Below are 21,548 nucleotides of genomic sequence, written 5' to 3' on the forward strand. Positions count from 1 at the left end.
GAGAATGGCCATGATTAGAGTACCCCCGCTTCGTTTTTGAGTTTGTCGAGCAATTCGTCTACGGACGAGACTTTCACACCTGCTTCGCGTTTCGGCGGCTCGGTGACTTTGAGGACTTCAAGACGCGGGGCGATATCGACGCCGTAATCCGCGGCCGCTTTCGTATCGAGCGGCTTTTTCTTGGCCTTCATGATGTTCGGCAGGGAGGCATAGCGCGGCTCGTTGAGGCGAAGGTCGGTGGTGACGACCGCCGGCAGATTGAGCGCGACAGTCTGCAGCCCGCCATCGATCTCGCGGGTGACGTGGAGCTTGTCGCCTTCCTTTTTGACCTCGGACGCAAACGTGCCCTGCGGCCAGTCCATCAGCGCCGCGAGCATCTGGCCGGTCTGGGAGCGGTCATCATCGATCGCCTGCTTGCCCATGAGGACGATGTCCGGCTTTTCCTCTTCGCAGATCGCTTTGAGGATCTTTGCGACGGCCAGGCTCTCAAGGTCGGTGTCGGTGGTCACGAGAATGCCGCGATCGCCGCCCATGGCGAGGCCCTGGCGGATCTGATCCTGCGCCTTCTCCGGCCCGATCGAGACGATGACCACTTCCGTCGCCGTGCCAGCCTCTTTGAGGCGCACTGCTTCTTCGACGGCGATTTCGTCGAAGGGGTTCATGGACATTTTCACATTGGCAAGGTCGACGGCGGTCTGGTCAGCTTTGACCCGGACCTTCACATTATAATCGACCACGCGTTTGACCGGCACGAGCACTTTCATCGGCGCTTCTCCTCACTGGCGCGCCTCAACGGGCGCGATCTAGTCACTGTCTAAACCGGCATGTAGGCGAGGGTGCCCCTGCCGGTCAATGGGGGGATGTAGTCGCGGGTTTGGCCCGCTTTCGCAAGGGGATGGGGCAGGGAATTGCCTAGTCTTTCTCTGCTCCATCAATGCGAGCCAGACAGTCCTCAGCCCAGTCTACATAGAGCCGGAAGACCCGCTGGCCGAGATCGAACGTCATATGCTCGTAAAGGGCCTGACCGGTGAGATTATCGGGAAACGCAGGGCCGTGGTCGTCCCGCCAGACATCCTCAAGCGCGGTGAGGCGGTTGGCTCGGGCGCGGAAGTCATCGCGAAGCTGCTCGTAAAAGCTGCGCGGCTCATCGGGCGCGCGGGACTGGGCAAGGAAATAGGCCTGGGCGAGATAGGCGCGGCGCTCGGTGTTGAGCTGCGGGCCTTCTTCAAGCCAGTCGCGGAACGCCTCGCGACCTTTCTCCGTCTGCTGATAGACCGTGCGGGCAGGGCCTTTCTCGGAGGGTTCCTGCCATGATGTCACAAGCCCGTCCTTCTCCAGCTTTTTGAGGGCGGGGTAGATCTGGGCGAGCGCTGCCGACCAGAAGAAGCTCAACGACTGCTCGAATTCGCACTTGATGTCGTAGCCGCTGGCAGGCTCTTCCAGAAGACCGAGGAGAATATGCGGAAGGCTCATTGGGACGCCGCCGGGCCGCGAAGGATCGAGCGGCGGATTCTTTTCTCCGAAACGATGCCAATGAGAATGACAACGCCAACAAGGACGATGGGCGGTGTTGCGCCCCACTGCCAGATATCAATAAACCGCTCCGAGCCCAGAAGAATGAAGGCGACATGGAAAGCCAAACCTGCGCCAAACATGTTCGTGACATGCTCGGCAAGGCGTCTTTTCGGGTCAGCTCCGCGGCGGAACAGGAGCTTGACTTGATCCCAACAGGCATTGAGCCCCAGCGCGAAAGCTCCCGCCAGCGCCGGCCAAAGGGCAGGCTTCAGAATGAAGACGTAAGCGGCGAAGGCGGCAGTGGCGGCAATCGCAATGACGGCCCGGAGGAGCAGTCCCGGCAACGGAAGGTCATCCGTACGGTGATGGTATCTCGCAAGGACAGCACCTGCCCAGAGAAACACGCTGACCATCACGGAGATATAAAAGAGGACCGCTGCGGCCTGAAAGCCGTCCGGGTCGGAGAATATCGTGATGCCCTGCTGATAGGCACCATGTCCCCGCAAGATGACGGATGTTGCGGCGGCCCCCGCCACCATGAACCCTGCCAGCATGAAGAGCCGGCCTGAAAAGACATGTAAGGGAGAGCCTTTGCGGCTGAAAATCTGGATCCAGAAGAAGATAAGTGTCGCAAAACCTGCGCCGATATGGACGTAAAGATTGATGTCGAGAATGCGCTCCATGACCGGCCCCAGATAACTATATAAATATTTATATAGTCTGGAGTGCGAGCTGACAATGGGTGATTTGCGGCATGAAAAAAGCCCGGCAATCTGTGATGCCGGGCCGAACTCGTTAAGTGGATTATTGGATCTTCGTTCAGTCCCCGCGAAGATAGGGGACGGGATCGACCAGCGTCACGCCGGGCGTGTGCTCGGCAAGATGGTCGAGCCAGTGCTTGTGCCCCGCGCCATAGATCACGACGATACGGTCCCCGGGCTCGGCGATATCGAGCAGTTTAGAGAAAATCTTTGTGTTTCGCATGAACCAGTAACCCTGAAGCTCGGCGGCAGGCTGGGCCTCGCCTTCGTCAAAGGACGCCATCAGGTAGTAAAGTTCGGGACTGCTCAGCAGGCCCTCATTCACGCGGATGAGACCGTCGGCAATGGTGAGGCCAGAAATCGCCTCCATCTCGGTGGCGACCGTACTCTGGATTTCATCCATCATTGCCTGAAATACCGGCATCTGACCGGTCGCGCCGAGATGCTCCATCAGTTTGTTGAAAGGGAAGTAGTCGGGCTCTCCGTCCGAGGGCTGCTCATCTATGCCATAGACATCGTCGAGACCGGCCGCTGTGGCGAGGCGGTAGCCGAGCTGAACCCTTTCATTCGGATTGGTGGCCATAATATCGGGCGGAGAGGTGTGGAAGCCCTTGATGATATAATCCGGAGCTTCGGTTACGCGCTCAAGCGCGACAATGGTTGGCTCGAAGGCCATCAGCCGTCCTACGACATCCGCTAGTTCCTGCTGACGCTCCGCCTCAAGAACATTCGGTCCGTCAACATTGATGACATCCGCACCTGAATTTTTAAAATGCCAGGTGCCGATGACCATGACCTCAATCGGTTCACCATCGGGGTCAGGCTCGGCTCGGGCCGGCAGGGCGGCCAGTAAGATTAAGCAGATCGATAAAATCAGGCGCATGTCGTTCTCCCCCGGACTTTTGATTGAGACACTGGACGTGCCTCACTCCTCAGTTTTTTCTTGTTCCTCGCCCCAGACAGGCGGCGGGATGTCCGCATGAGAAAGAAGATCGAACTCGACGCGGAAGAAACGCTCCGGTCGGGTCAGTTCGTAAGCGAATTTCTCGCCCTCGATGATCTCAATCGCCCAGACATTGTCTGCCGATTGCGGAATATCCTCACGGATGAAGAGGTCTTTTGAGAACTGATCCGCCGGAAAGTTCTGGCGCGTGCCCTTGCCTTCATCATCCGTGGTGCCGCCATAGTTGGAGAGGACATCTTCCTCGCCATCTTCGTGCCGGTGAATATGTTTGAGGGTCAGGCTGTCATCCGATTTGGTGATGACCCATGTACGCGAGCGGTTCTCGCCGATAATGAAAGGGATGCGGATTTCCGTATCCGAACAATCCCTGACATACATCACCATGGGCTCGGCGGCGAGCGGTGCATCGACCTCATCATTGGAAACAAGGCGACCGTTGAAAGCTTTGCCGCACAGCACACTGACATTATCGAAAAATGTCTGCTGCGGGTCAGGTGTTTTGCCGCCGCAGCCTGTGAGGAGGGCGATCGCAGGTAAAAGGAGAAGAGACCTTTTCATGTGCCCTCCGCATTGGCACCGGGTACCCAGGTAACTTCACCGCCAGCCGCGCGAGCGACATGACGGGCAGCAACGAAGAGGTAATCAGACAGACGATTGAGATAGGACGGGATTGTCGGATTGAAAGCGGGTCCGGGCTCGACCTGCTCTCTCAGGATCCACACGGCACGTTCGGCTCGACGGGCGATCGCGCGGGCTAGATGCAGATGTCCTGCACCGCCGGGGCCAGAGGGCAGGACGAAGGATTGCAGCGGCGGCAGATCATCATTGAGCTCATCAATCGCCTTCTCGAGCCATTTCGGCCCGTTCGATGACAGCCTCAGCGCGCCCTTGATCTCTGCCGGGGTGGCAAGATCCGCCCCCAGATCAAAGAGGTCATTCTGGATCGCGAGCAATGTGCCTTTCACTCGGTCATCAGTGAGCTGGGAGAGCGCCACGCCTATTGCGGCATTCAGCTCATCGACATCACCCATCGCCATGATCCGAGCGTTCGTCTTCGTCAGGCGCTGACCTGTCGCAAGGCCTGTCGTACCCTCATCACCTGTGCGGGTGTAGATTTTGTTCAGCGTCACCATCGGGGGCTCAGCCCTGATTTTGTAGGATGACGACGAGGAGCGCGAGCAGCGCCAGCGCGATCCCCTGGAACATGACGCGCAGACGCATCAGCTTGTTCGAGTTGCGCTTGTTAAATTCGCCGCCCCGGCCGAGCGCGTAAATGCCAAAGCCCAGCGCGACGACGGTCCCCAGCATGGCGAGGGGTATGAGCAGATAAAGAAGTACGTTGGTCATGGGAGTTCCTTGATATGTATCCCATGTAGACCCCGCCGCCGTTTGTGCAAATCCGGTTGCGTCCAAAAGGCGCGGGGTGAGTGCAGCTGCGGGTTCAGACGCCAAGCGTCCACTGGGCCAACATGCCGGCCGAAAAGGCTGTAGCCATCAAAACAAGGGGCAGGCCAGCAAAGACTTTGCGGCCTGGCTGACCACCGAGAGCCGTATGGCGCCAGCTGCCATGTGCTTTCATCCGCTGATACGAGGGCAAGTCAGAGCGGACGGTTTGAGGCCGAGTCTGACGTCGAGAGCGCGTGGCAAACGCACGCACGGTCGCTTCGTCCTGACTGTCGAGAAAGCGTGCGCTCGTTGGGGCTGAGGCGCCAAGCGCGACACACGACAGCGTGGTCGTAGGGACGACTGTCGGGCGGGTTCCATCCATCTTCAGCATCGGTTTCTCCTCTCGCGGCTTTGGGGTGCCGGTAAGAAGGTATTAACCATAAAGTTGCGCGACTGCCTGTGATGGCGATCACGGGAAGAGAGCGGAAACGGGAAGAGCCGCAGGAAGCAGCTACCGTCTTCTGCGGCGCAGTTTGAGCGGTGGCAGGGGCTCGTCATTCACCGCATCGGAGTTGAGGATGATCGTTGCGGGCAACTTGGCACCTGGCTTTGTATGCTCGCCAGCCTCCTCCTCGAGGAAAGTGTAAAAGTCGATCACCGGCGGCGTCGCACGACCGATACCGCCATCCTCCGGTGGATGACGTGCGGGGTCTTTGAGCTCATCAGCCGAAAAGTTTGTCCGCAGATCATAGGTCCGGTCAGGGTCATTCCGCAGATAACGCTGCGCCTCGTACCATTTCTGTTTGTCTGGATCTTCCTGACAGGTCGCTAACTCGATGCCTTTGGCTCCCCAGCGCCGCTCCGGGCAGTGATAGGGGTCAAAGCTGAGATCGAAGATCCGGTCGATCGCGTGATGCATATTGAGCTTCACAACGGTGTCATCGGACCGCTTGTAATTGATCTCGCAGCTTTTCGCGGCACGGTCATAGACATCGAACAATGCCGCCGCGAGATCGCCTGTCGGATAGTTGATGTTCGGATCGCCTTCTTCGTGGCGGCGGATCAGGTCACGTGCCAGCTCATTGAGTTCAACGGCTTGCGTCTTCAAACGTGCATCACGAGACGGAGTCGCATAGCGCTCCCAATCCCCATAGGTGCCGTAGATATTTTCAGGTAGTTTCTCAGGCGCGGGCTTTTCATGCACGCCGGCATAGACGGCAAGATTGACAGCTGTCTTCCGTGCACGGAAAGACGAGCAGAGCGCCGCTGTCGCATTGGCCATTTCCTCGACCGGGTCATAAGGCGTGCCGGGTTTTCTCAGCCGCATGCGTACCCAGTCATAGTAGGGCAGGAAGCGGTCTTCGACGAAGAAGCGGCTGCGATCCCAACGTCCAGAGTCATCGGGATGCGTGCCCCAATACTGCTCCATTGAGAAATCAGGAAGCGTCGCGTTTTTTGCGCCGACAACGTTTCCGCCGATATAAGTACCCTTTGACGTCTGGCGGGCACCAGTCAGGCGGATCGGGCGCCATGCTTTCAGTCCAGAGCCAAGCTCAGGTTCAGAACGGACAACATGGTGGCCGTAAGGCTCGCGGCTGACCGTATAGTCAGGGTGCGAAGAGATCAGCAGGATGCGACCGTCATCCTCAATCTCATAGACGATGCTGACATGGCCGTAGATATCATAAGCGATGGTCCCCGGGCGCACGGCCTCGCGCGTCACACTGACGGGATAGAAATCAGCAAATTGCAGCCGCTCGTCTTCAGGATGGACACGGAGCATCGCAGTCGAGACGATGTTGAAGATCCGGTTGAGCAGGACCGGCGCGTTGCGCGGGCTGCGGCCCTCCGGCTGGATCACATCTGCGCGGCTGACGACTCGGTTGCCGTATTTCGAGTAACGCGCGTCATTGCCGGCATCCTTGCCGGGCCTGATCGAGATCGCATCCTGAAAAGAGAAGGGCAGGCCGCGTTTCCACGAATAATAGCCGCGCAGCACATAGACCATGTCTGTGCAGTCGCCGAGCCACAGCATGTCCTCGTCATCATAGACGCGGTAGGGATTGGCATCAGAACGCAGGCAGTCATCAATCGAGATACAGCCCGACCGGCCGATGGCCTGAACGAAGGCCTCATAGCCGCGCTCATCTTCCTCGGTCCATTCGGTGGCCCAGATCTCCCAAGAAGCCGTCTTGTTCCGTGCCGGCGGCATCAGCTCTAGAAGGTGGTCGAATTTCTTCTGGCCGAAGGCTTCATCGGTGCCGCGCACGACATTCCAGTAGCGTTCGCCCCGGACAACGTCCTCAATCGGCGGGAAATTGGAGGCAGGCTGTGCCGCGGCGGCAAGCGCCGGCAGCAGGCCCAATAGTCCCAGAATTCCCCAACGACGTCCCATCTCACCCCGTCACTTCTACAAAGTGCCACAAGAGCCTAGCGGAAATCGGGCCCTGACGGCAAGAAACGCGGCTCAAGGAGCCTGACATGTCGAAATTCGCCTTTTTGATCAGGCCTTACGTGGCTCTTGACCTGCCCGCGATCCGCGAAATGTGGGGGCGCTCGATCCGAGAGTTGGGCCCGCGCGCCTATTCGCCTGAACAGGTCGCGGCTTGGGCCGTGCGGACGAATGATATGGATCGGCTAGGGGAGAGGCTAGGGGACGGCCGGCAGGTCTGGGTCGCAGAAGGCGTCACCGAAGAGCCAATCGGTTTCATCGACCTCGAAGAAGATGGACATATCGACTTTCTTTATGCCGCGCCTGAGGCCGCGGGGCAGGGGGTAGCCGTCCGGCTCTTTGCTGAGGTCGAGCGCGCAGCGAAAGCCGCGAAGATCAGCCGTCTGCATACGGAAGCCAGCGAAGTCGCGCGCGGTTTTTTCGAGCGGATGGGCTTTGTGATGCTTCATCGCCGAGAGCTGGAGCTTGATGGCGTGCCGATCCATAACTGGAAGATGGAGAAACAGCTCGCCTGAACCCGCAAGGTTCAGGCAGAAAGATGGCCCGTCTGGGTCAGATGGTCGACAAGGCAGTTGACGAGTTGTTCGTCACTCGACGGTTTGACGACCACGGGCGCACCGATTTCTTCGATCAACTCACCCCGCCGCCGCAGATCGCCTGAATGCAGGATGAAGGGGATGCCATATTCCTTGAGGCGGACGGCGACATCCGCGCAGGTCTTGTTCTTGCCGAGATTTACATCGAGTACGGCGCAATTGAAGACGTGTTGGGTCATCGCCTCCAACGCTTCTTCGGGTGAAAGGCAGTGCACGACATCAGCGCCGTAATCCTGAAGGCTCATCTCGACGTCGAGTGCGATGATTGGGTCGTCTTCCAGTACCAGAATTTTGAAACCAGATAACTTCATGCCTGTCTCGCTCACGGAATACTGCAACATCATCACGACATCACCGGCATGTGCAAGGTCGCCTTCAGCCCGTCCTCTTGCCAATCGAGGCCGAGCTCTCCCCGTGCCGATTTGAGCAGGGTCGACATGATGCCGGAGCCAACCCCGGCCTCTTCGGGTACGTGATCAATTTTAGGCCCGCCGGTCTCCTTCCAGTCGAGGATTAAATGTCCATCCTCTTCGCGCCAGTCGAGAGTGACCTTGCCTTCGTCCGCACTCAGCGCGCCGTATTTCGTCGCATTGGTCGCCAGCTCATGAAGGACAAGTCCGACTAGTGAGATGGTCGAGGTCGAAAGGCCGATCTTTTCACCTCTCATGATAAAGACATCCTCCGAACCCGCCGCATAAGGAGAAAGGACGGCCGTCACGATCTCCGAGATGTCCGCTGGCCCAGCGCTGGCCGAGGAGAGGGCATTTTCATGCGCATTGCCAAGCGCCCGAATACGGCCATTGATCTTGTCCGTAACCTGCTTTGCACCTTCCTGACGGCCCGTCAGAGAGACGATTGAACCGATCACGGAGAACATGTTCTTCATGCGGTGGGAAAGCTCACGCGCCAGCAGCTTTGCCTGATGCTCATCCGCTCGCGCGGCATGGACGTCCGAGACGTTCCATTGCGAGCCGAAAAAGTAGAGCAGCTCCCCGGTGTCGCCGTCGTAGATCGGGCCAAGGTGAAGTGCGTTCCAGAATTTAGTGCCGTCCTTGCGGTAGTTCAAAACCTCGACAACCAGCACTTCTTCCTCCCGGATCGCCTTGCGGATCAGGTTGAGGGAGTCTTCATCCGTATCCGGCCCCTGGAGGAAGCGGCAGTTCTTCCCGATCACTTCGTCATGGTCGTAGCCGGTCAGCATAAGGAAAGCCCGATTGGCAAAAATGATCGGATTGTCGGGCTGGTTCGGATCAGTCAGGCAGACAGCCATGCGGGTCTGCGCCATGGCCCTTTCGAAAAGGACTCCGGTCGCACCCGTAAAATTATCTTCAGGATGCCCACTTTCGGTGTCGTCGTGAGCGCTCTGTGACTGGGAAATGTTTTCGGTCGTCTTTTCCATGTCGCCTCCGCAAGAAGAAACGTGGAACAATCATCCAAGGTTCCGAAGTGCTGGAAAGTCAATGTAAATCAATGACATAAGAATGTGCGTTGATGCATGTTTGGTAAGGCGGTCTGTACGGAATTGAGAGCGTCCCCCCTCGTAAAATAACGCTTCGGTCACCATATATAACTAGGTAGGCGCACCAGCGCCGTTGCAGGAGGGATTTATGGAGCAGGGTCTGATTTTCGTCGCGGTATTCGTCGTTCTCGCATTTATCATCATTAATTCGATCGTGAAGATCGTCCCGCAGGGCTATCAATATACGGTCGAACGCTTCGGCAAATACACAAAGACCCTGAAACCTGGCCTTCACATCCTCGTTCCTTTTATCGACTCGGTCGGCAAAAAAATGAACATGATGGAACAGGTGCTCGATATTCCGAGCCAGGAAGTTATCACCCGTGACAACGCCATGGTTCACGCCGATGCGGTCGCCTTTATCCAGGTCGTTGATGCCGCTCGGGCAGCCTATGAAGTCGCCAATCTTGACCGTGCGATTTCGAACCTCGCACAGACCAACATCCGCTCCGTGATCGGCTCGCTCGATCTCGATGAGACTCTGTCGAACCGGGATGACATCAATGAGCGGCTGCTGCGCGTCATCGATGCGGCAACCAATCCGTGGGGGATCAAAGTCACCCGTGTCGAGATCAAAGACCTCTCACCGCCTGCCGATATTACCGAGGCGATGGCCCGCCAGATGAAGGCAGAGCGTGTGAAGCGGGCGGAAATTCTGCAAGCTGAAGGTGACCGGAACTCGGCGATCCTCCGTGCCGAGGGCGCCAAGCAGTCGGCGATCCTTGAAGCCGAAGGCCGCCGAGAAGCTGCCTTCCGCGATGCCGAGGCGCGTGAACGTGAGGCACAAGCAGAGGCCGAAGCGACCAAGGCCGTCTCGGACGCCATTGCGGGCGGTGATGTTCAGGCCATCAACTACTTCGTCGCGCAGAAATATGTCGACGCCTTTGAAACGCTCGCCAAAGCACCGAACCAGAAATTCGTCATCCTGCCGACGGAACTGACCTCGCTTGCAAGCACGGTCGGCGGTGTCGGGGCACTGGCCAAGGCCATGATGGACGGCCAGCCGATCAGCCCGGCAAACACTTCCGTGCCGCCGGCGCGTAGCTGATTTGCCGGATAAGTTTGGGAGGCACTGATGATTGAATTCTTGACCGATATGCCCTTCTGGGCCTGGTTCCTGATTGCAGGGGGGCTCCTCGTCCTAGAGCTTCTGACGGGGACGACCTTTCTTCTCTGGCCGGCGATTGCAGCGGCCATTGTCGGGCTCATCACGACTGTGCAGCTCGACGGCCAGTGGGTGACGCAATGGCTGCTCTTTGCCGGTCTCACCGTCGGGCTTGGTGTGCTTGGCCGTCCTTATGCGGAGCGCTGGATCAGGAACACGCCGACCGACAAACCGGGTCTCAATGATTTCTCATCGAGCCGGGTAGGGCGACGCGGCGTGTCTGCGACGGCCTTTGTCGGCGGTCAGGGCCGGATCAGTCTGGGGGACACTGAATGGTCAGCTCGGCTGGAAACGGGTCACGGTGAGTTGGCTGTTGGTCAATCCGTTGAAGTGACAGCGACAGACGGGACGGTCATGATCGTCCGCCCGCTGGGGCAAGCCTGACGCTTACCACTTGCCCAATTTCATCGCGAAGCTGAGCGCGCCGAATTCATCCGAGCCGCCCGAGTTCTCGAATTCGCTTGATCGGAAGACGTGGATGTAACTCAGCTGGAAACGGTCATACTGCAGGACGACACCTGCTTGTGCGTCTCCGACCAGCGGGTGCTTGTCGACCGTAACGATATCATCCGAAAACAGACGGCCATCTAGGAAGATGCTGCGTGCAACCGCGCGTCCCTCAAAGCCGCCAAAGACATGCCAGCTGAAACCTGGTACCGATGCAAAATAGGCTGTGCCGCCGAGGCCCGGTGTGACGCGGACGGGGCCATAGTCCTTGGCCAGATTATCGCCAATGCGGAACGTCAGGCTGGTGTGCACGTCGGTCTGAACATTCCCCACGGTGACACCATAGGCCGGGATCATGTCGATCTCGATCCAGCCATCACCGATTGACGTGCCGATCCGGCGGCGCTGGTCCAGCGTGATCGCTATCCCTAACTCGTCCCCGATCTGATTATCCCAACCCTCGGCTTCGACGCCGCCGATCAGGCGATGGGCGAAGTTCTGAGCGTCCTCACCAAGAGCGGAAGGGCCGACCATGCCGACCTGCGCCGTCAGTTGCGTCAGGCGGTCATTTTCTTCGACCATGGTTGTGTATTCGCCATAGAGATAGGCCGCATACGGATGCTCACCCGGTAGAGGTGCCGTCGCGAGCGTGTGCTCTGGCGTATAAAGCGACTGGCCAAGGCCAAAACCGATGCGCGCCTCGGCACCCGGTCCCATGCCGAGGAGATGCTCAGCGGCAAAGGCGGCGAGCCCAGCTGGCGGGCGCGGCCCAGACAGCCATGAGGCTTTGGAGCCATTGGTGTAGTTGAAATCGTCCGAGGCGAAATAATCATTCTCGAAGGTGAATGAGATCGTCGCGTCGTTGATATGCGTGTGCTTCTTGTCGTCCGCCCCTGCAGAAGCGGCAGATGCGAAAAGGACCACGGCTGAGATGCCGGTACTCAGTAACTTGCCTTGCATCAGTTTAAAGGCCCCCCCGGGTCATACACATTCTGATGTCGGTATTGCTTAGACCAGAACGATAATTCTGGAAAGCTTTCTGCTGGCGCGGTTTATGCGGCACCACTTCCCCTTTAATCAAGCCTGATGACCCAGTTTCCCCTTCGTTCAATATTGGTGCCAGAGGAGGGCCAGCGCGCAATCGGTGCGCTGCTGGCAGGCGCCCGGCTTGATATTGAGATCGTCCTTGGGGCGGATGCCGAGCCCCTTGCGTCTCCTTATGCCGTGATCGCCTTCGATCCCGGCCCCGTCATCAACCGTTTTGCTGATGCGGCCTGGGTTCATGTCGCGGGCGCGGGGACCGACAAGATCGAAGCGGCGATGGAGTTCACGCCGCCGCTGATGACCCGCACGTTGGGAGAGCTCGGGGCGCAGATCGCCGAATATGTGCTCGGCTATGTGCTCCAGCGCAGCCAGCGCATGGCGGCGCGCGCCCAAGCGCAGGCGCGGGCAGAATGGTCGAAAGATGCAACGCAGCCGAGATACCTGAACGGCCAGCGGGCGGTCATCTTCGGCACGGGCGCAATCGCGCAGGAGATTGCCCTGCGGCTTACCCAGTTCGGCGTGATCGTCGATGGTGCCTCCCGCAGCGGGAACGCTGTTACCCCCTTCCGGCAGGTGGTGCGGGCCACAGACTGGCGCGCGCTTGAGCCTGAGACGGTAGATATCGTGGTGCTGGCCTTGCCGAACCGTCCCGGCACCAAGGGGCTGATCGGGCATGAGATCCTGTCCGCATTCCGCGGCGCGCAGCTTATCAATATCGGTCGCGGCGAAGTGCTCAACGAGCGCGCGCTGATCGATGCGCTGGCGGCGGGCGAGATCAGCGAGGCTGCGCTTGATGTCTTCGCGACAGAGCCCTTGCCGGCGAGCTCTCCGCTCTGGTCGCACCCTCACGTGAAGGTGACGCCGCATGTCTCCGGGCTCACCCGGCCGGAGGACACAGTGGACGCATTTCTTGCAGCTCTGGATGCGTTAGAGCGTGGCGAGACGCCGCCCCTTCTGGTTAATCCGGGGGCAGGGTATTGATTTTCCGCGCAAAGCGGGCTGATGGCATGAAAATCGCTGGAAGTAGCAGGCTGAGTCAGTTTATGTGCGCGCGGGAGAATGTCCCGGGCCTTTCGGTGGGGCGCCGACCCAAGGGGATGAGAATGCGATTTCGTTTTGCCAGTGTTTTGCTTGTTGCTGCCGCTTTGACGGCCTGTGTGTCGTCACCGAACCCGGAAGCGGAGAAGCGGGCCAAGGCCTGGCGCATGGTCAATAACACGACCGATGTGACCGTTGTCGGTGAGAACCGTCTGCGGCTGATCAGTGATACGCCTTTCGCCGCTGGCGGCGATGAAATGGAAAAGGCGATGCTGCTGCGCGCCGCCGGTGAAGCGATCGACCGCGACTATCCGCGCTTTTCGATTGTCTATGTCGATTACCACCAGCGCGGCATTGGCGGCTGGTTCGGGCCGGACCTCGGCGATTCAACCAAGCGCTGGATCGGTACCTATGAGGATCTTCTCTCAGCCCGCGACCGCGCCGATCTCGACGGCAGTCTCGACAGCCCGTTCGGTTTCAAGAGCATGGACGTTGTCATCCGCCTCTTGGCTGAAGACGAAGAGCCGACACGTGCCGCTTTCTCAACCGAAGCGATTTTCGAGAATCTGATCGATGACCGTATCGACCGGCATAATCTGCAGGCCAATCCGCGGGTCGCGATTCCCAAGCTGAAAACGCCGAATATCTTCAAGCGCAACCGCTAAGCGCTACTGTGTCACCATGGCGGCGGCCGCAAAGGTCGTCGCAAAGCCCACCACCGGAAACAGCACTGTCTTGAACTTGCTGTTCCGGAAAAGGAGCGCCATCACCCCGAGTGAGAACGCAAAGGCGAGCCCGCCAATGGTGGCAATGGCGCCGAGCACCTCTGCATCCAGAAACCGGGTCTCTTCCTCGCGCTGGGCGGCATAGATAAAGCCCGCCATCGCCACGAAGATGAAATATTGCAGGGCGAGGCCGACGACACTCTTGAGCACACTAAGCAAGAGCAGGAGCGCGCCTGCAGCGGCGATGATCCAGACCCAGCCATCCTCCATGTCGTGTGTCTCCCTGATTGCGGCGGCGTGCCGCCTGCCTCCTGACCACCATTAGGGTTTATATGGGGTTACGAAGTGGAGCCCGCCATGGCGGCATTGCGCCTTATCCTTGGAGATCAGCTCAGCCGTGGGGTCTCGGCCCTGTCCGGGCTCGACCGCGATGCAGATATTATCCTGATGGCGGAGGTCATGTCGGAGGCAAGTTACGTCCGGCATCACCAGCAAAAGATCGCTTTCTTGTTCTCGGCCATGCGCCATTTCGCGGCTGATCTCGAAAAGGAGGGCATCAGGGTTCGCTATGTCCGGCTTGATGACAGCGGAAATAGCGGGTCGCTTTATGGCGAGGTCGAGAGGGCACTCGCGGAATGCGATGGGCTCGATGAGCTGATCGTCACCGAGTGCGGGGAGTATCGTCTCGCAGAAGAAATGGCGGGCTGGGCGGATCGGTTGGGACGGCCGGTCGAGATCCGGGAGGATGATCGGTTTGTCTGCTCTCTGACGGAATTCGAGAAATGGGCCTCAGGCCGCAAGACGCTCCGTATGGAATATTTCTATCGCGAGATGCGAAAGAAAACCGGCCTTCTGATGGATGGGGATGACCCCGAAGGCGGCGAGTGGAATTATGATACCGAGAACCGCAAGAAACTCCCGAAAGGCTATAGGCCGCCGACGCGCAAAGCCGTCCGCCATGACGATGTGACGAAGGAGGTGCTGGATCTGGTCGCGGACCGCTTCGGGGATCATTTCGGCACACTCGATGGGTTCAGTTATGGAGTCACGCGAGATCAGGCCCTGCGTCAGATGGATGATTTCATCGAGGTCTCGCTCCCAAAATTCGGCGACTATCAGGACGCGATGGCAACGAGGGAAGATTTCCTCAATCACTCGCTTCTCTCGGCCTATCTGAATGCGGGGCTGCTCTTGCCGATGGAGATCTGCGAGGCAGCAGAAGAGGCGTATAAGGAAGGTCATGTGCCGCTGAACGCGGCGGAGGGGTTCATCCGGCAGGTCATCGGCTGGCGGGAATTTATCCGCGGTGTCTACTGGCTGAAAATGCCGGCCTATAAGGAAACGAATGCCCTGAAAGCAGACCGTCCGTTGCCGGATTTCTACTGGACTGGTGAGACGGACATGCATTGCGTGGCGGAAGTCGTCCGCTCAACGCGGGACAATGCCTATGCGCATCACATCCAGCGCCTGATGGTGACGGGGAATTTTGCGCTGCTCGCCGGGATTGCGCCGGAGGCGATCAATGAGTGGTATCTGATCGTTTATGCGGACGCCTATGAATGGGTGCAGCTACCCAATACGCATGGCATGGCGATTTTCGCTGATGGCGGGGTGGTGGGTTCAAAACCCTATGCTGCCTCCGGTGCCTATATCAATCGGATGTCGGATTATTGCTCAAGCTGCCGCTTCAAGGTCACCAAGAAGACAGGCGATGATGCTTGTCCTTTCAACTATCTCTACTGGGATTTCCTGATGCGGAATGAAAAATCCTTACGCGGTAATCACCGGATGGGGATGATGTTCAAGAATCTTGATCGCAAGAGCGAGGAGGAGAGTGAAGAGCTGAAGTCGCAAGCAAAAGCGTTTCTGGATGGCCTGCCTTCAGGGACAAAGGGGCTTTACTAAGATAAAGGCTTTTCCCGAAGGGCTGAGCCGCCTAGGGCGGCGACATGAATTCGAAATTCGATATTGTTGTCATTGGCGCGGGCGCGGCGGGACTGTTCTGTGCGGGGCTCGCCGGGCAAATGGGCCAGCGCGTGCTTGTCATCGATCATGCGAAAAAGCCCGCCGAGAAGGTCCGCATTTCAGGTGGCGGGCGGTGCAATTTCACCAATATCCATACGTCCCCGGACCGGTTCATCTCGGCCAATCCGCATTTCGCCAAATCCGCGCTGGCGCGATATACGCCAAACGATTTCTGTGAGCTGATGGCCCGCCATCATCTGACCTGGAATGAAAAGACGCTGGGGCAGCTTTTCTGTGACCAGAAATCGGGCGCGGTGATCCGGCTGTTACTCGATGAGTTGGAGACCGGGCAGGGCGAGCTGTGGCTGGAGACCAAGGTCGAGAACATCGATCCGTCAGGTGACGGATTTAGCGTCAAAACCACGCGGGGGACGGTTGAGGTCAACAAAGTCGTGATCGCGACCGGCGGGCTCTCCATCCCGAAAATGGGTGCTACCGGCTTTGCCTATCATGTCGCGCGGCAGTTCGGCCATGAAGTCGTGCCGCGTCGGGCGGGGCTCGTGCCGTTCACTTTCGAGGGCGAGGCACTGGAGAGGTTCGCTTCGATTTCTGGTACTGCCCTGCCGGTCCGGGCGGCGACGGGCGGCAGGACCTTCGAAGAGGCGATGCTCTTTACCCATCGCGGGCTTTCGGGCCCGGCGATCCTTCAGGTCTCGTCCTATTGGGAGGAGGGCGCGCCTGTCACGCTTGATCTTCTGACTGGCGCGGGGGGTGAAGATGCTCTTCTGGCACTCAAACGCGCGCATCCGAAAAAGACGCTTGGTGGGGCGATGGACGGGCTCCTACCCGGACGGCTCCTCCGGCTGCTGACGGAGACCGGGCATATTCCTCAGACTGGCCCGCTAGCGGAAGTCTCCGACCGGGATATCTCCACCGTTGCGGCGGGGCTCGGGGCGTTCGAGGTCACCCCATCCGGGACCGAAGGCTACCGCACGGCGGAAGTGACGTTAGGTGGGGTAGATACGGACGGGCTCTCCTCAAAAACGATGGAGAGCAAGCACCAGTCCGGGCTCTATTTCATCGGCGAATGCGTCGATGTGACGGGCTGGCTCGGCGGCTATAATTTCCAGTGGGCCTGGGCCAGTGCCCATGCCGCCGCGATGGCTGTAGTGGGGTAGAGCGCTCGCCCTTGTGCCTCGTCTTTCGAGGCTGACCTGCGGTCAGCACCTCAGGATGAGGCTGGTGGGGATCAATACTCCCGCAGCAATCCCGTCAGGCGGCCCTGTACCTTGACCTGATCGGCGCCGAAGATGCGAGTTTCGTAAGCAGGGTTCGCCGCCTCAAGTGCAATCGAATTGCCACGCTTACGGAGGGTTTTGAGGGTCGCTTCTTCATCCTCGACGAGGGCCACGACGATCTCGCCATTGCCGGCATCATCACAGCGCTGAAGGATCACGGTATCACCGTCAAAGATCCCGGCCTCGATCATGGAATCGCCCTGGACCTCGAGCGCGAAATGCTCACCGCCGCGCATCATGGAGGGCGGCACGGAGACGCGCGCCTGCTCATGCTGAATGGCGGCAATCGGCGTGCCCGCAGCGATCCGGCCAAGGACGGGGAGTTCGGTCATGTGCGGGGCAGGTTCGATCTCACGTCGTTTCGGCGGATCGAGGTTTTCGATCACGGACGGAATGAACCCGGCGCGTTTCTTCTCGGCGCCCATGGTCGCGGCCTCGGGCAGGCGGGTCACTTCCAGCGCGCGGGCCTTATGCGCAAGGCGCTTGATAAATCCGCGTTCTTCGAGCGCAGTGATCAGCCGGTGAATGCCCGACTTTGATTTCAGATCCAGCGCTTCTTTCATTTCCTCAAAAGAGGGGGAGACCCCGGTTTCGAGAATCCGCTCATGAATGAACATCAAAAGCGCGTGCTGCTTCGGCGTCAGCATATGTCATATCCTTTCCCGCACATCTGGCGGTGGTTTCGGGGCCGGACCCAAAACAGGGGCAATCTCGGCTCCGGAACAAAGCATGATCGTTCTAGGGTTGTTCTCATGCCCCGTCAACAGCCTTCGCAAGAGTGTTCCGCTTGCGGTGCATGGGCGAGGCCGATTAGGGGGCGGGGATGGCCCGCGTGATCCTTCTCAACAAGCCGTTTGGCGTCCTTTCGCAATTCACCGACAGGGGGAATGCGGACAGTCCGCGCGCGACACTGTCTGATTTTATCGATGTACCGGGCGTCTATCCGGCAGGCCGGCTCGACCGCGATTCAGAGGGGCTGATGGTCCTGACCGATGACGGACGATTGCAGGCGCAGGTGGCGGATCCCAAATACAAGCAGCCCAAAACCTATTGGGCGCAGGTCGAGGGCGTGCCCGATGAGGCGGCGATCGCGGCCTTGCGTAAAGGCGTGGAGCTGAAAGACGGCATGACGAAACCGGCCGAGGCCAGTGTGATCGAGCCGCCCGCCATATGGGAGCGCGATCCGCCGATCCGGGTACGAAAGAGCGTGCCAGATAGCTGGATCGAGCTGACGATCCGTGAGGGGAAGAACCGGCAGGTGCGGCGCATGACCGCGGCGGTGGGGTATCCCACTTTGCGGCTCATCCGGGTGCGGATCGGTATCTGGTCACTTGATGGGCTGGCGCCGGGAGAGTGGCGGGCGGTTTAGGGTCTGTCGATCCTTGTTTCGGGATCGCATTTGTCTTCGTCATAGTCGGCGAGACATTCCCGCATCAGCAACGCCCACTGGCCCAGAACTTCATTTTCCCAGAAGCCTTCTGCTTCGGCTCCGGCGATGTAGTCTTCGGCAAGCTGGCTCTTGGCGCTGTACATTGCGGGATAGGCCATGATGAGTTTGATAAAGGCCGCGTCAATGTCACCGGGCTTGGCAAGAAATGCCGTGCCCGCTTTGAAATAGGCGTCCATGAACTCCGCATCATTCAGCGTATTTGACGGATCATACCAGACCCCGATGAGGAGTTGCTCGAAACTGATGAAGGGGTCTGATGTTGGAGAAAGTAACCGCTCGGTCCTGTAAGCAACATAGAAACGCGACTTGCTCCGTATGGAGGCAAATTCATCGGTCTTCAGCCAGGCCTCAAGCTGGGCGACTTCGCCGGGGGTAAAGTCGCGATACATGGGCAGCCCGTTCGATGGGCATTGCGGCAATCGGGTAATGAAATCACAGGATGAGATCGGGCGGAGGGAAAGCGTCCTGTCGCCCATTCTGGAGCAGGAAGCCGTCCCGGTAATGACAAATTTCTCGCCGCCGACCGGGCAGGTCACATCCACCTTGGTCGGAATGCCTGCCGACCCGTTCGTGATGAGTGGGGCGCCCAGAATGGCCATGACTGAATCGAACATCTCTTCCTCCTCGACCTTTGATGAAGCGTAGCGAAAAGCGGGGCGTTTACAAAGTCGACCCGCAGTAGTACGAAACGTACTAATCCGGGTTTTAATGATGGGAGGGCGCGTGACGCTCACCTCGCTTTCATATGCGCTGATCGGCCTTGCGCTTGCCGCACCGCGGACGGGCTATGCCTTGCGAAAGGTGTTCGCGGACACGCCGCTTGGCGTCTTCTCCTCCAGCCCCGGCAGCATCTATCCCGCACTGCGTAAGCTGACGGCGAGCAGGCATCTCGACGCGCGCACGGACGGCAACAGCGCGATCTATCATGTGACGGCGAAGGGGCGGCGGGCGTTGCGCGACTGGGCGCTGGCGCCGGTGACGCTGCATGAAATTTCGCGGGAGGCAGATATCGCACTCCTGCGCTTTGCTTTTCAGGAAATGCTCGATGATGCGGCCGGAACGCGCGCCTTTCTCTTGAGTTTCCAAGAGGCGGTCACGGCGCATATCGCAGGCTTAGAGGCCTACATGGAGAGTGATGACGTGATCCATATGTCCGTGCACGGCAGGCTCGCTATGGAAAACGGGATCATGTCTTACCGTTGCAATCTGGCCTGGGCGGAAAAGGCACTCAGGGCCTTTCCCGAGGAGGGGAAATGATGAAGGGTTTTGTGGTCAATGGGCTAAGATGGGCCGCGCTGTGGGCGGCCTTGCTCGCAGGATCGATGGCGGGCGTAGCGATTGCCGGAATTGGCAGCGAAGGGGTGGGCACGGACGGGCCGTTCTCCTCCGAAGCGGCGTTCCTAATCGTCAACGGGCTTCATGCCTTTGTGCTGACCCTTGTTGCCACCGCCGCGCGGGTCAGCCGGGTGAAGCTCTTCCTCGGGATCTTCACGGTTTTCTATGTCGTCCATTCGGTTCTTCAGCATATGGAGGCGTTCTGGTTCATCGATTTCCTTGAACTGTCGCAGGAATTCCTGATCCGCAGTTCGCTCATGGTGCTGGTGCAGGCGCTGATTGCGGGCGCGGTGGCGGCCCTGATGTGGCCGAACAGATCGTATAAGGAAGAAGGCAAGACGCCTGTGGGGCCGTCCCGGTTTGGTGGATCGGTCATTCTTTATATTCTCTGCTATGGGCTGGCGGGCATGTATATCGCCTGGGCGAGCACGGATGTGCAGGCCTATTACGATTTCGGCGACGAGATTGAGACCGGGCCGCTTCTCCTCTTCCAGGTTCTGCGCGGCAGCCTGTGGGCGGCGATCGTCGTGATGCTAGGCCGGATGATGACTGGACCGGCCTGGACACGCGGGGTCATCACGGGCGTGGTATTTGCGGTGCTGGCCGCAGCGCAACTCATCTATCCCAGCAGCTTCATGCCGTGGGAGGTGCGCCAGATCCATCTGGTCGAGGTCGGCACGTCGAACTTCGTCTACGGATTACTGGCTACGCTGCTCCTCTTTGCCGGGGTGCGGCGGCGGGCGGTTTAGGGCCGGTTTTGGTAGGGCCAAGGGTTCTGGATCGGGCCTTTTCGGGTTAGGGAAGCTCCGGCAAGAGGGAGACCTGATATGACATTTGAGAAAAAAGACCTGCCCGCCCAGCATTATATCTATGTGGACCGCGAGGTCTCCATGCTGGATGGCGCGGCGATTGGTGAGGCGATGGGCTCGGCCTTTGGCGAGGTTTTCGGCTTTGTGGGGCAGGCCGGGATCACGCCGCAATCGATGCCGATGTCGGTCTATATGGAGATGCCGACGGACGGGAAAATGAAATTCCGCGGTGGCGTCATGGTCTCCGAAGCTGATGCCGCAAAGGCATCAGGCAATGTGAAGGCCGATCAGCTGCGCGCGGGCGCGGCGATGATGACGACGCATAAAGGCCCCTATGCCTCGCTCAATGTTTCGCACAAGGCGCTGTGGGATCATATCGAGACGCAAGGCCTACAAACCGCGATGCCGGTCTGGGAGATCTATGTCGATGATCCGACCACGGTGGATGAGGCGGAGTGCCGGACGGAGATCTACCGCGCGATCGGGTGACTTACGGGCAGCCCGGCCCGGAAAGCGCGTCACCGCCCGCGACCAGCAGGACCGTATCTTCGCCTGATACGCAATAGAGCCGGTCATAATCCGTCTCAGGCATTGGCTCGGCCTCACCGCCGAGCAGGATGACCAGCGCCGGGGTCGTGTTCGAATGCCCGACGACGAGGGCTGTGCGGCCATCCTTCTTCAGATGATCGGCAAAGCCCGGCAGGTCGGAGGGATCATAGCTTGTAATCTCAAGATCGAGCGCTTCTGCGAGCGGGGCGGCGGTCTCTTGCGTCCGGTGATAATTCGTTGAGTAGATGACCTCGATGCCGGCGTTCTCAAGCTGGCCGGCCAAGCGCTCGGCGCGGGCAGTGCCTTCATCGGTGAGGGAGGGGTTAGGTCCAGCCTGTTTCTCGGCATGACGCACAAGGAAGATTGCGGGGTCAGTGTCTCCGGCCATGGCCAGCATGTTGGCGGTCATCGCGGTGAAAACAAGCGCGGCGCTGAGGAAAGAGCGGATCATGTGCAGTCCTTTTTTAGGCTACAATGCCCGATCGGTGGTAAGACAGCAAGATGCCAAGGCCCTCACCCGGCATTGCGTC

General features: G+C 59.1%; 26 protein-coding genes. 11 read left to right on the forward strand and 15 right to left on the reverse strand.

From position 1 onward, the window contains the following. Nucleotides 1-14: 14 nt before the first annotated feature. The 8 genes from DX908_RS00005 to DX908_RS00045 form a co-directional block, all read right to left on the reverse strand. Complete coding sequence (locus DX908_RS00005) at nt 15-764, reverse strand: electron transfer flavoprotein subunit beta/FixA family protein (protein WP_116390429.1); 750 nt, start codon at nt 762-764, stop codon at nt 15-17. Nucleotides 765-912: 148 nt separating this feature from the next. After that, on the reverse strand, nt 913-1,473 hold the full coding sequence (locus DX908_RS00010) for a PadR family transcriptional regulator (protein ID WP_116390430.1): 561 nt from the start codon (nt 1,471-1,473) through the stop codon (nt 913-915). Beyond that, the gene (locus DX908_RS00015; RefSeq protein ID WP_116390431.1) at nt 1,470-2,198 is read right to left on the reverse strand and encodes a hypothetical protein; all 729 of its coding nucleotides are present in this window, start codon (nt 2,196-2,198) and stop codon (nt 1,470-1,472) included. The genes DX908_RS00010 and DX908_RS00015 overlap by 4 nt, the downstream gene beginning before the upstream one ends. A gap of 136 nt (nt 2,199-2,334) precedes the next feature. Next, the gene (locus DX908_RS00020) at nt 2,335-3,159 is read right to left on the reverse strand and encodes a DUF5694 domain-containing protein (protein ID WP_116390432.1); all 825 of its coding nucleotides are present in this window, start codon (nt 3,157-3,159) and stop codon (nt 2,335-2,337) included. A 42-nt stretch (nt 3,160-3,201) separates the two neighbouring features. Then, nucleotides 3,202-3,798 carry a hypothetical protein gene (locus DX908_RS00025; protein WP_116390433.1) on the reverse strand — a complete coding sequence of 199 codons (597 nt, stop codon included), beginning with the start codon at nt 3,796-3,798 and terminating at the stop codon, nt 3,202-3,204. After that, nucleotides 3,795-4,373, reverse strand: a complete 579-nt coding sequence (locus DX908_RS00030; RefSeq protein ID WP_116390434.1) for a cob(I)yrinic acid a,c-diamide adenosyltransferase — start codon at nt 4,371-4,373, stop codon at nt 3,795-3,797. The genes DX908_RS00025 and DX908_RS00030 overlap by 4 nt, the downstream gene beginning before the upstream one ends. Nucleotides 4,374-4,380: 7 nt before the next feature. Further along, on the reverse strand, nt 4,381-4,587 hold the full coding sequence (locus DX908_RS00035) for a twin transmembrane helix small protein (protein ID WP_116390435.1): 207 nt from the start codon (nt 4,585-4,587) through the stop codon (nt 4,381-4,383). A gap of 550 nt (nt 4,588-5,137) precedes the next feature. Beyond that, nucleotides 5,138-7,021, reverse strand: a complete 1,884-nt coding sequence (locus DX908_RS00045; protein ID WP_147303677.1) for a hypothetical protein — start codon at nt 7,019-7,021, stop codon at nt 5,138-5,140. 86 nt (nt 7,022-7,107) lie between these two features. Here DX908_RS00045 and DX908_RS00050 point away from each other — a divergent pair, with 86 nt between their 5' ends. Next, nucleotides 7,108-7,593: a GNAT family N-acetyltransferase gene (locus tag DX908_RS00050; RefSeq protein WP_116390438.1), complete on the forward strand. Its 486-nt coding sequence runs from the start codon at nt 7,108-7,110 to the stop codon at nt 7,591-7,593. A gap of 11 nt (nt 7,594-7,604) precedes the next feature. On the opposite strand, the gene DX908_RS00055 is transcribed toward DX908_RS00050, so the two are convergent. Together DX908_RS00055 and DX908_RS00060 are read right to left on the reverse strand one after the other, a co-directional pair. Then, nucleotides 7,605-7,985 carry a response regulator gene (locus DX908_RS00055; protein ID WP_158548380.1) on the reverse strand — a complete coding sequence of 127 codons (381 nt, stop codon included), beginning with the start codon at nt 7,983-7,985 and terminating at the stop codon, nt 7,605-7,607. Nucleotides 7,986-8,017: 32 nt separating this feature from the next. After that, nucleotides 8,018-9,073, reverse strand: a complete 1,056-nt coding sequence (locus DX908_RS00060; protein WP_116390440.1) for a PAS domain-containing protein — start codon at nt 9,071-9,073, stop codon at nt 8,018-8,020. A gap of 208 nt (nt 9,074-9,281) precedes the next feature. On the opposite strand from DX908_RS00060, the gene DX908_RS00065 reads away from it, so the two are divergent. Together DX908_RS00065 and DX908_RS00070 are read left to right on the forward strand one after the other, a co-directional pair. After that, nucleotides 9,282-10,241, forward strand: coding sequence for an SPFH domain-containing protein (locus DX908_RS00065; RefSeq protein ID WP_116390441.1), 960 nt, complete (start codon nt 9,282-9,284; stop codon nt 10,239-10,241). A 27-nt stretch (nt 10,242-10,268) separates the two neighbouring features. Further along, entirely contained in the window at nt 10,269-10,742 is a 474-nt protein-coding gene (locus DX908_RS00070) for an NfeD family protein (protein WP_116390442.1), read from the forward strand. A gap of 3 nt (nt 10,743-10,745) precedes the next feature. On the opposite strand, the gene DX908_RS00075 is transcribed toward DX908_RS00070, so the two are convergent. After that, a complete protein-coding gene (locus tag DX908_RS00075) occupies nt 10,746-11,765 on the reverse strand; it encodes a lipid A deacylase LpxR family protein (protein WP_116390443.1) in 1,020 nt (339 codons plus the stop codon). 126 nt (nt 11,766-11,891) lie between these two features. Here DX908_RS00075 and DX908_RS00080 point away from each other — a divergent pair, with 126 nt between their 5' ends. Together DX908_RS00080 and DX908_RS00085 are read left to right on the forward strand one after the other, a co-directional pair. Then, the gene (locus DX908_RS00080; protein ID WP_116390444.1) at nt 11,892-12,830 is read left to right on the forward strand and encodes an NAD(P)-dependent oxidoreductase; all 939 of its coding nucleotides are present in this window, start codon (nt 11,892-11,894) and stop codon (nt 12,828-12,830) included. Nucleotides 12,831-12,952: 122 nt separating this feature from the next. Next, nucleotides 12,953-13,552, forward strand: coding sequence for a hypothetical protein (locus tag DX908_RS00085; RefSeq protein ID WP_116390445.1), 600 nt, complete (start codon nt 12,953-12,955; stop codon nt 13,550-13,552). Nucleotides 13,553-13,555: 3 nt separating this feature from the next. On the opposite strand, the gene DX908_RS00090 is transcribed toward DX908_RS00085, so the two are convergent. Then, on the reverse strand, nt 13,556-13,882 hold the full coding sequence (locus DX908_RS00090; protein ID WP_116390446.1) for a hypothetical protein: 327 nt from the start codon (nt 13,880-13,882) through the stop codon (nt 13,556-13,558). Nucleotides 13,883-13,969: 87 nt separating this feature from the next. Here DX908_RS00090 and DX908_RS00095 point away from each other — a divergent pair, with 87 nt between their 5' ends. Both DX908_RS00095 and DX908_RS00100 read left to right on the forward strand, forming a co-directional pair. Beyond that, nucleotides 13,970-15,517, forward strand: a complete 1,548-nt coding sequence (locus tag DX908_RS00095) for a cryptochrome/photolyase family protein (RefSeq protein ID WP_116390447.1) — start codon at nt 13,970-13,972, stop codon at nt 15,515-15,517. A 44-nt stretch (nt 15,518-15,561) separates the two neighbouring features. Next, nucleotides 15,562-16,755 carry a BaiN/RdsA family NAD(P)/FAD-dependent oxidoreductase gene (locus DX908_RS00100; RefSeq protein WP_116390448.1) on the forward strand — a complete coding sequence of 398 codons (1,194 nt, stop codon included), beginning with the start codon at nt 15,562-15,564 and terminating at the stop codon, nt 16,753-16,755. Nucleotides 16,756-16,826: 71 nt separating this feature from the next. Here the strand turns inward: DX908_RS00100 and lexA are convergent, their stop codons facing one another. After that, nucleotides 16,827-17,522, reverse strand: a complete 696-nt coding sequence (gene lexA, locus DX908_RS00105; protein ID WP_116390449.1) for a transcriptional repressor LexA — start codon at nt 17,520-17,522, stop codon at nt 16,827-16,829. Nucleotides 17,523-17,698: 176 nt separating this feature from the next. On the opposite strand from lexA, the gene DX908_RS00110 reads away from it, so the two are divergent. Further along, on the forward strand, nt 17,699-18,244 hold the full coding sequence (locus DX908_RS00110) for an rRNA large subunit pseudouridine synthase E (RefSeq protein WP_116390450.1): 546 nt from the start codon (nt 17,699-17,701) through the stop codon (nt 18,242-18,244). On the opposite strand, the gene DX908_RS00115 is transcribed toward DX908_RS00110, so the two are convergent. Continuing rightward, nucleotides 18,241-18,939, reverse strand: a complete 699-nt coding sequence (locus DX908_RS00115; RefSeq protein WP_116390451.1) for a hypothetical protein — start codon at nt 18,937-18,939, stop codon at nt 18,241-18,243. The two genes, DX908_RS00110 and DX908_RS00115, sit on opposite strands and share 4 nt — an antisense overlap. A gap of 109 nt (nt 18,940-19,048) precedes the next feature. Here DX908_RS00115 and DX908_RS00120 point away from each other — a divergent pair, with 109 nt between their 5' ends. The 3 genes from DX908_RS00120 to DX908_RS00130 all read left to right on the forward strand — a co-directional run bounded on the left by DX908_RS00120 (nt 19,049) and on the right by DX908_RS00130 (nt 20,958). Then, a complete protein-coding gene (locus DX908_RS00120; RefSeq protein ID WP_158548381.1) occupies nt 19,049-19,582 on the forward strand; it encodes a PadR family transcriptional regulator in 534 nt (177 codons plus the stop codon). Next, nucleotides 19,579-20,409, forward strand: a complete 831-nt coding sequence (locus DX908_RS00125) for a hypothetical protein (protein ID WP_147303679.1) — start codon at nt 19,579-19,581, stop codon at nt 20,407-20,409. Before DX908_RS00120 ends, DX908_RS00125 begins: the two co-directional genes overlap by 4 nt. Nucleotides 20,410-20,487: 78 nt before the next feature. Beyond that, nucleotides 20,488-20,958, forward strand: coding sequence for a GyrI-like domain-containing protein (locus DX908_RS00130; RefSeq protein ID WP_116390454.1), 471 nt, complete (start codon nt 20,488-20,490; stop codon nt 20,956-20,958). Between the two features lies 1 nt (nt 20,959). On the opposite strand, the gene DX908_RS00135 is transcribed toward DX908_RS00130, so the two are convergent. Beyond that, nucleotides 20,960-21,469 carry a SixA phosphatase family protein gene (locus DX908_RS00135; RefSeq protein ID WP_116390455.1) on the reverse strand — a complete coding sequence of 170 codons (510 nt, stop codon included), beginning with the start codon at nt 21,467-21,469 and terminating at the stop codon, nt 20,960-20,962. Between the last annotated feature and the right edge of the window lie 79 nt (nt 21,470-21,548).

The organism is Parvularcula marina, from assembly GCF_003399445.1.
GTDB classification, from domain to species: Bacteria; Pseudomonadota; Alphaproteobacteria; order Caulobacterales; family Parvularculaceae; genus Parvularcula; species Parvularcula marina.